Source organism: Oleiphilus sp. HI0080, assembly GCF_001635135.1.
Genome location: NZ_LWFU01000549.1, coordinates 1 through 6,798 on the forward strand (window position 1 = coordinate 1; position 6,798 = coordinate 6,798).

Genomic DNA, 6,798 nt, shown 5'->3' on the forward strand with positions numbered 1-6,798 from the left:
AGTTGCCCGAACTACTGTCTGGCCAGCTAGGAATGCAAGGTAATGCTGCGATTATGGGGCATTCCATGGGCGGACACGGTGCCTTGACCATAGGGCTCCGTCATCCAGATCTTTACCGCTCTATTTCCGCTTTTAGTCCGATTTGTCATCCTGTAGAGAGCCCATGGGGTCAGAAAGCTTTTTCTGGCTATCTGGGAGACGATACCGAAGCTTGGGCCGAGCATGACGCAACTCTGTTGCTAGAACGAGTTGAAAGTCATTTGCCGATATTGGTGGATCAGGGCTCTGAAGACCAATTTCTCAAAGAACAGCTTGGTACGACGCAACTGCAAGCAGCCTTAAAGAGAAACAAGGGCTACTCTCAGGTCAACATGCGTGAAACGTATGACCACAGTTACTTTTTCATTGCGAGCTTCATCGAAGAGCATCTGCGTTTCCATGCAGAGCATCTCAAATAGCCGGCTTCACTTTCTTTATCAACAACAGTGCGATCAGCAAATAAGGAATAATAATGAAAATTTACGAACAGAAAATTGCTCCGAACGCGCGTCGAGTGCGCTTATTTTTAGCCGAGAAAGGCTTGCTTGATTCGGTCGAGTTTGTGGAGCTCGATTTGCAGAAAGGCGAAAACCGCAACGCGGATTTTCGTGACAAAAATATGTTTGCCAAAATTCCTGTTTTGGAGCTGAATGATGGCACGTGCATTTCTGAGTCTGTGGCGATCTGTCGTTATTTCGAAGCGTTGAATCCAACGCCAAGTTTGTTTGGTGTTGAAGCGCTAGAACAGGCGCAAATAGAAATGTGGCAACGTCGTTGTGAGATGTACTTTTTGAACATGGTGGGCTTGGCGTTTCAGCATACCTCTGGTTATTTCGCAGATCGTATGACGCCCAACAAAGAATGGGGTGAAGATTGCTTCAAAAACGCCAGCAAGTTTATGCATATGCTTGATAAGCATCTTGCTAACTCAGAATTTATCGCAGGCGACACGTTTTCCATTGCCGATATTACAGCATTAATTACAGTTGATTTTGCGCGGGTCATAAAGTTGCGTCGTGGAGAGGATCAACACAATCTTAATCGCTGGTATGACCTTGTTTCGGCTCGTCCTAGCGCGAAAGCGTAACCAATCAATTTATCATCACTAAAGAGTGAGTGTATGTCCGCTAAAAGCACGAGCAACAACGTTTACACACCGCCAAAGGTATGGACGCCCAACACGGAGAACGGGGGCAAGTTCGCAAGCATTAATAGCCCGACCGCAGGCGCGCGTGAAGAGAAAGAGCTGCCATCTGGTACGCATCCTTTCCAGCTTTACTCTTTGGCCACGCCAAACGGCGTGAAGGTGACCATGATGCTTGAAGAGTTGTTATTGGCTGGATTTAACGAAGCTGAATACGACGCCTGGCCAATCAACATCATGGAAGGTGATCAGTTTGGAAGTGGTTTTGTTGCGGTTAATCCTAACTCCAAGATTCCCGCACTGTTTGACCAAAAGTCGAATGTGAGAATTTTTGAATCAGGTGCGATTCTGTTTTATCTGGCTGAGAAATTTGGTGCATTTCTTCCTGAGTCGGGTCAGCGCCGCGCCGAGTGCATGAGCTGGGTAATGTGGCAGATGGGAGCAGGGCCTTTCCTCGGAGGCGGTTTTGGTCACTTCTACGCCTATGCGCCGGAAAAGCTTGAGTATCCGATTGATCGTTACACGATGGAGGTGAAGCGTCAGTTAGATTTGTTAGATCAGCATTTGGCCCAGAACCAATTCATGGTGGGGGATGAGTACACCATTGCTGATATGGCAATTTGGCCTTGGTATGGGGTATTGGCTCAAGGCAAGCTTTACGATGCCGCGGCGTTTCTTGATGTAGAGTCATATCGTAACGTGCAGCGGTGGACGGCCGAGGTCGCTGCGCGAGAAGCGACTGAGCGAGGTCGCATTGTTAATCGAGCATGGGGTGAGCCCTGGGAGCAATTGCCGGTTCGCCGTTCTGCTGACGATATTGATCGTAAGCTCGACTCCAAGCCAAGCGAGTAAGCGTGATGGCTCGGTTTACGCTACGTATCCGCGTTCGCTATAACGAGTGTGATGCACAGAATGTGGTCTTCAACGCGCGCTATGCAGATTATGTCGACCTCGCCTCTACGGAGTTTTTGCGTGCCGCACTTGGAGGTTATCAGGAGTTACTCGCGCAAGGTTATGAGAATCAAATCGTAAAATTGTTGATCGAATGGAAGGCGCCTGCGCGCTTTGACGATGTGCTCGATCTCAATGTCTCTGTAGGCCGAATAGGTAACAGCTCGTTTTCTCTGCACACTGAAGTGCGCAGTTCAGCTGGACACGCGCTGATTGCAACCGCTGAAGCGGTGTATGTTTTCGTGAATGCTGCTGATTTTTCTAGCTGTCCTATACCGAATTTTGTCCGCGATAAATTCGATCAAAACGGTAATTTTGGAATGATGGATCAATCTGGGACAAGCACACGCTAAGATGCAACGCACACGTAAACGGAATTTGTTTCCTCTCGGCTCCTGAAAGGATTAAAAAACGATACGATGTGCGATTCAACTTTCGGAAATACCGTGTTTAACAGTTCTTCAAACTCGGTCTCCGGCAGGTTTTGAGACCACATGGCAAATACACCATTCGGTTTTAATTGTGCCGCCATCTGGCGCAAGTTTTCGCTAGTATAAAAGTGGGCATTGGCGCTATTTAGAAACTCTGTTGGAGAGTGGTCTATGTCTAACAATATCGCGTCAAATTGCCTGCCTGGCTGTGTTGGATCGAATCCCGAGTTTGGCTCGACGGCTAGGTCAAAGAAGCTGCCACTGATATAGCGATTTCTCTGATCAGCGTTTAGTATTTTCCCCAATGGCACGAGTTCGTCTTTGTGCCAGTTAATAACCGTATCAAGCGCATCAACCACCAGAAGCTCATTTACCCGTGGGTCTTTAAGCGCTTCTACAGCCGTGTAACCTAAGCCTAGACCCCCAACCACAACATCCAGAGAGTTGCCTGTTAGTGCTGCAAGCCCGAGTGTTGAAAGTGCTTGTTCTGCATCGACGAACATACTGGACATTAAAAACTCGTCGCCAAGTTTCACTTCGTAGATGTCCCGTTCGCCAAAAGCAGGCAGACGCCGCCGTCTGAGGGAGATCTCTCCAAGTGGCGAGGTCTGACTATCAATTTCTTCGAACATTAAAGACATGGGCTTGCTTGCAAAGTGGTTAGCGAAGCGGGAAGTCTGTTCTAAGTGCGTGTAATGAGCAAGTGTGATTGCCAATTGCCGTAAAAAGCGTGATGCAATCCATAACGAACAAAGGCAACTTAGTTTGATGTATGTCAATTGCTTGAGATTAGGCTGGTGCTAATCTGGGCTCAACAATTGAGGAGGAACAAACAATGTATTTTGATGAAACTATCGCCGCTAGCTTACTCGTAATCGGTGGCACAATTGCATTTTTAGGTGGTTTTGCTTGGTTCGTTTACAAAGACCTGCAAAAGTCAAAGCAGGTGAAAGTAAAAAACGAATCCTAAGTTTACTTCTGATATGGAGGAGTATCTTCTTTGCTCTTCCTAGCGTGTCTGCACGCTTTGGTCGACGGTTTCGCCGACGCGCATAAAGTATGCGTTTTAGAGCGGATCAAGTGCTAGAGCGAGAGGCGAGGGTTGGATAGCGCGCATTCTGCACGTAAGAATCTGGTATCAGGCCTTTGTTTCACCGGCGCACTATGCGTATGGGCAGAATTTAAAATAAACCCGTTTGCTTGTCTTGCTCTGCCCTTTCATCTCTTCCTTTTTAACTAATTCTCATCCCTGTGAAACAGTGCGCTTAAATAACGCGTTAATTTCTTTTCTCGGCTGTATTTGACCGTTTTTAAAAAGAGATTACGCCTCAAAGCCAGTATGCTCTTCGACCTCGTTTATGCGAGTTTTAAAGCAATTGTCGAGAGATGTAGAGATGTATAAAAATAAGTTTGCTATTGCTGCCGTGAATGCGGTTTTTCTATTCACTTTTTTGATTGGCGGCGCGAGTATCGCAAGCGCCAATGCGAAAGCAAAAGTGCCCGTCAAGTTTTGCGTTTGGGATCCAGTGGGTAGGACCGGTCCTTTTATGAATTTTTTTAAGGGTACTGTGGCCGAGGCGTTTCGCTGGGGCTATGACCTGCAAATGGAAGCCTATACCGATGAAAGCGTCGCTGCGAATGACTTTAAGTCTGGCCAGTGCGACGCTGTGTTACTTACCAACATTCTTGCCAAAGACTTTCTACCCTTTACGGGCGCATTTGGTGCGCCGGGCGGTATTCGCTCACTCGATGAGCTAAAGACGCTCTCGGCTTCATTAAACAACCCTAAAGCGGAGCCGCTCATCACCAATCACGATTACGAGTTAGGTGGCTTGTACCCGATTGGAGAGATTTACACATTTGTCCAAGATCGTGCGAATGTGCGCATTGAAGATGTTAGTGGCCGTAAAGTCTCCATCCTCAATAATGATGTCGCTAGCATGAAGTTTGTCGATATGGTTGGTGCATCGCCGGTGCATACAAGTCTTGCGACGTGGGCAGGCCAGTTTAACAATGACAATGTGGATGTGATGTTCGCACCGGCGTTGGCCTATAACACCTTTGAGCTTTATAAGGGGCTTGGAGAGAAAGGCGGCATCATTGATCACAGTATTCTTTACGCGGTGATGGAGGTTGTCGTAAACAATAGGCGAGCACCAGAAGGGTTAGCTAGCCATATGCGAGAGCATGCGCTAACTCGTTTCAATGAGTTGCAGAATACGGTTGATCAAGCTTTTAGCGAGATTCCTGCCAAGTATTGGGTCAACATTGATGGGCCGATCAAGGAAGAATATGAAGATATGATCAAGAAGGTTCGTTTAGCACTGAGGGATGAGAAAGTGTACGACCAAAAAGCGATCTCGATTCTTTGGAAAATCCGTTGTAAATATGATCCTTCAGCCAAAGAATGCTCGGTGAAAGAGTAAGCGCTGTAACTTAAAAATAGAAGAACGAAAAAAGCGCCTCATTAGGCGCTTTTTTCGTTCTTAACACTTAGAGCTTTCTAAGTTCTTTTTCGAGTTCTCTATCAAGCTTGGCCTTTTTGCCATCTTTGTTTAGTAAAGCAGGAAGATTGCTGAACAAAAGGATGCCCGCGATACAGACGATCGACCAGATGAACTGCTCGGCCCATGCAAAATAGACACATACAGCAATGAGTAGGTGGCTGATGAGCTCGCAGGCTCTCTTGAGGTTCTTAGATGAATTTGTTGGCTCGGTCACGTGTCACTCTCCTTTAATTGCCCCTGCATTCTAGCGGATTGCCAAGCTCATGAGAGAGACATAGGCGACAGTTCTATGAGCGCAGCCTCGCTTTCGTTTCGAAAAGGGCAAAGCAAAAGTACGCGCTGCTTAATTTACAGCGTTCTTTGGGCTGCCATTGAGAAAGGCTTTGATGTTTTGGGTTACGCCATCCATTAGGCGCTGTCTGCATTCTGTAGCAATCCACGCGGAGTGCGGCGTAATGAGAAGGTTGGGTAGCTTGGCAGAAATGAGAGGGTGGTTCGTTGCCGGCGGCTCTTGTTCGAGTACATCCAGCGCAGCGCCTCTGAGGTGTTTTGAGAGAAGCGCCTCGAGCAAGTCCTCTTCATGAACAATGCCCCCGCGCGCTGTATTGATCAGCAGGGCGCCTTGCTTCATGCAAGAGAGCGTTTCTTGGTTGAAAAGGTACTTTGACTCGGGTGTCAGCGGACAGTGTATGGAAATGACATCGCACTTTTCTAAAAATGTGCTCCAGGGCGTTCTGTCTTGAGTCTGTTGATCTCTCCATGGGGGTTGAGCGACGAGCACCGTCATTCCGAGCGCTTCAGCCATCTTTGCCGCGGCTTTTCCCAATGAGCCAAAACCGACAACACCGAAAGTTTTTCCCGAAAGTTCAAATGCAGGATAATCGAGAAGGCAGAAAAAAGGCGATTTGCTCCAATCTCCGTTTTGCACGGCGGCGTTGTATTGATTGAGCGAGGTGGCAAGAGATAAGAGTAAAGCCATCGTATGTTGGGCAACGCTTGCGGCCGCGTAACCAGATACATTACATACGGTGATACCGAGCTCTCGCGCTGCATCGAGGTCAACATTGTTGGTGCCGGTGGCGCAGATACAGATAAGTTTGAGCGATCGCGCTTGCTGAAGAAGCGGCTTATCCAAGACGACCTTGTTGGTGATGATTAGCTCAGCCGTCTCCATTCTTGCCAAGGTTTGTTCAGGGCGCGTTGATGCATGGAATGTCCATGAGTCAGCAAGCGGCTCCAGCGCGGTCAAGTCTAGTTCGCTGGGCTTGATGGTCGCGGCATCTAAAAAAACGGCTTGTTTGAAGCGGGCGTTGTTAATGATCATTCATCCTTGGGCGCGGGAGGGCTTGGTTTCGCGTCATAGCCTTTCTGGACTACGCCTTTTTCGTAAGGGTCGCTTTATCTAGATGATCGAAAGTGCGTCCATAGATTTCTAGGTCCATGTCCAAGTCATAGCTGAGCGTATCGTCATGAACTTCCAGGGTCATACTCATTGAGGTGGTTCGGGCCTTTGCTTTCATGAACTCGCTCTGAGCAATTTTTCCCTCATTGTCTCTCCCTCTTAAACGCAGAATATAGCCGCCATCGACTTCCTCAACGTCGCCCTCGAGTACCACTGAAACGCCGCGAGGAATCGACAAATTGTGTATGACTTTTTGATTGGCTTTGTCCCACATCCAATAACCACACTGATCATGCAAATGCTTGCTATCTCGGATGCGATGCA

10 protein-coding genes are annotated in these 6,798 nt (G+C 47.8%); 6 read left to right on the forward strand and 4 right to left on the reverse strand.

Annotation, left to right across the window (positions count from 1 at the left end; all coding sequences use genetic code 11):
* The 4 genes from A3751_RS12030 to A3751_RS12045 all read left to right on the forward strand — a co-directional run.
* The coding region (locus A3751_RS12030; protein ID WP_255376085.1) for an alpha/beta hydrolase-fold protein at window positions 1-458 on the forward strand (458 nt) is incomplete at its 5' end.
* Window positions 459-511: 53 nt separating this feature from the next.
* A complete protein-coding gene (locus A3751_RS12035) occupies window positions 512-1,126 on the forward strand; it encodes a glutathione S-transferase family protein (RefSeq protein ID WP_068456293.1) in 615 nt (204 codons plus the stop codon).
* Between the two features lie 33 nt (window positions 1,127-1,159).
* Window positions 1,160-2,035 (forward strand): glutathione-dependent disulfide-bond oxidoreductase, encoded by an 876-nt coding sequence (yghU, locus tag A3751_RS12040; protein ID WP_068456296.1) that lies wholly within the window; start codon window positions 1,160-1,162, stop codon window positions 2,033-2,035.
* A gap of 5 nt (window positions 2,036-2,040) precedes the next feature.
* Entirely contained in the window at window positions 2,041-2,487 is a 447-nt protein-coding gene (locus A3751_RS12045; protein WP_068456299.1) for a thioesterase family protein, read from the forward strand.
* Here the strand turns inward: A3751_RS12045 and A3751_RS12050 are convergent.
* A complete protein-coding gene (locus A3751_RS12050) occupies window positions 2,484-3,206 on the reverse strand; it encodes a spermidine synthase (protein ID WP_068456302.1) in 723 nt (240 codons plus the stop codon). The genes A3751_RS12045 and A3751_RS12050 overlap by 4 nt on opposite strands.
* A gap of 194 nt (window positions 3,207-3,400) precedes the next feature.
* Between A3751_RS12050 and ccoM the strand changes: the two genes are divergently transcribed.
* Window positions 3,401-3,535, forward strand: a complete 135-nt coding sequence (ccoM, locus tag A3751_RS23740) for a cytochrome c oxidase subunit CcoM (protein WP_255374890.1) — start codon at window positions 3,401-3,403, stop codon at window positions 3,533-3,535.
* A gap of 424 nt (window positions 3,536-3,959) precedes the next feature.
* Window positions 3,960-4,991 (forward strand): putative solute-binding protein, encoded by a 1,032-nt coding sequence (locus A3751_RS12055; RefSeq protein WP_068456311.1) that lies wholly within the window; start codon window positions 3,960-3,962, stop codon window positions 4,989-4,991.
* 67 nt (window positions 4,992-5,058) lie between these two features.
* Here A3751_RS12055 and A3751_RS12060 read toward each other — a convergent pair whose 3' ends face one another.
* The 3 genes from A3751_RS12060 to A3751_RS12070 all read right to left on the reverse strand — a co-directional run.
* Window positions 5,059-5,286, reverse strand: coding sequence for a hypothetical protein (locus A3751_RS12060; RefSeq protein WP_068451054.1), 228 nt, complete (start codon window positions 5,284-5,286; stop codon window positions 5,059-5,061).
* Window positions 5,287-5,415: 129 nt separating this feature from the next.
* Window positions 5,416-6,396, reverse strand: coding sequence for a D-2-hydroxyacid dehydrogenase (locus A3751_RS12065; RefSeq protein ID WP_068456304.1), 981 nt, complete (start codon window positions 6,394-6,396; stop codon window positions 5,416-5,418).
* 49 nt (window positions 6,397-6,445) lie between these two features.
* Window positions 6,446-6,798: heme-binding beta-barrel domain-containing protein (locus tag A3751_RS12070; protein WP_156492400.1), on the reverse strand; the 353-nt coding region annotated here is incomplete at its 5' end.

What these genes read in the sequence shown, in the direction of transcription:
- yghU (WP_068456296.1), top strand. Translation starts at nt 1,160, where the DNA reads ATGTCCGCTAAAAGCACGAGCAACAACGTTTACACACCGCCAAAGGTA.
- A3751_RS12065 (WP_068456304.1), bottom strand. Translation starts at nt 6,396, where the DNA reads ATGATCATTAACAACGCCCGCTTCAAACAAGCCGTTTTTTTAGATGCC.
- A3751_RS12045 (WP_068456299.1), top strand. Translation starts at nt 2,041, where the DNA reads ATGGCTCGGTTTACGCTACGTATCCGCGTTCGCTATAACGAGTGTGAT.
- A3751_RS12050 (WP_068456302.1), bottom strand. Translation starts at nt 3,206, where the DNA reads ATGTCTTTAATGTTCGAAGAAATTGATAGTCAGACCTCGCCACTTGGA.
- A3751_RS12055 (WP_068456311.1), top strand. Translation starts at nt 3,960, where the DNA reads ATGTATAAAAATAAGTTTGCTATTGCTGCCGTGAATGCGGTTTTTCTA.
- A3751_RS12035 (WP_068456293.1), top strand. Translation starts at nt 512, where the DNA reads ATGAAAATTTACGAACAGAAAATTGCTCCGAACGCGCGTCGAGTGCGC.
- ccoM (WP_255374890.1), top strand. Translation starts at nt 3,401, where the DNA reads ATGTATTTTGATGAAACTATCGCCGCTAGCTTACTCGTAATCGGTGGC.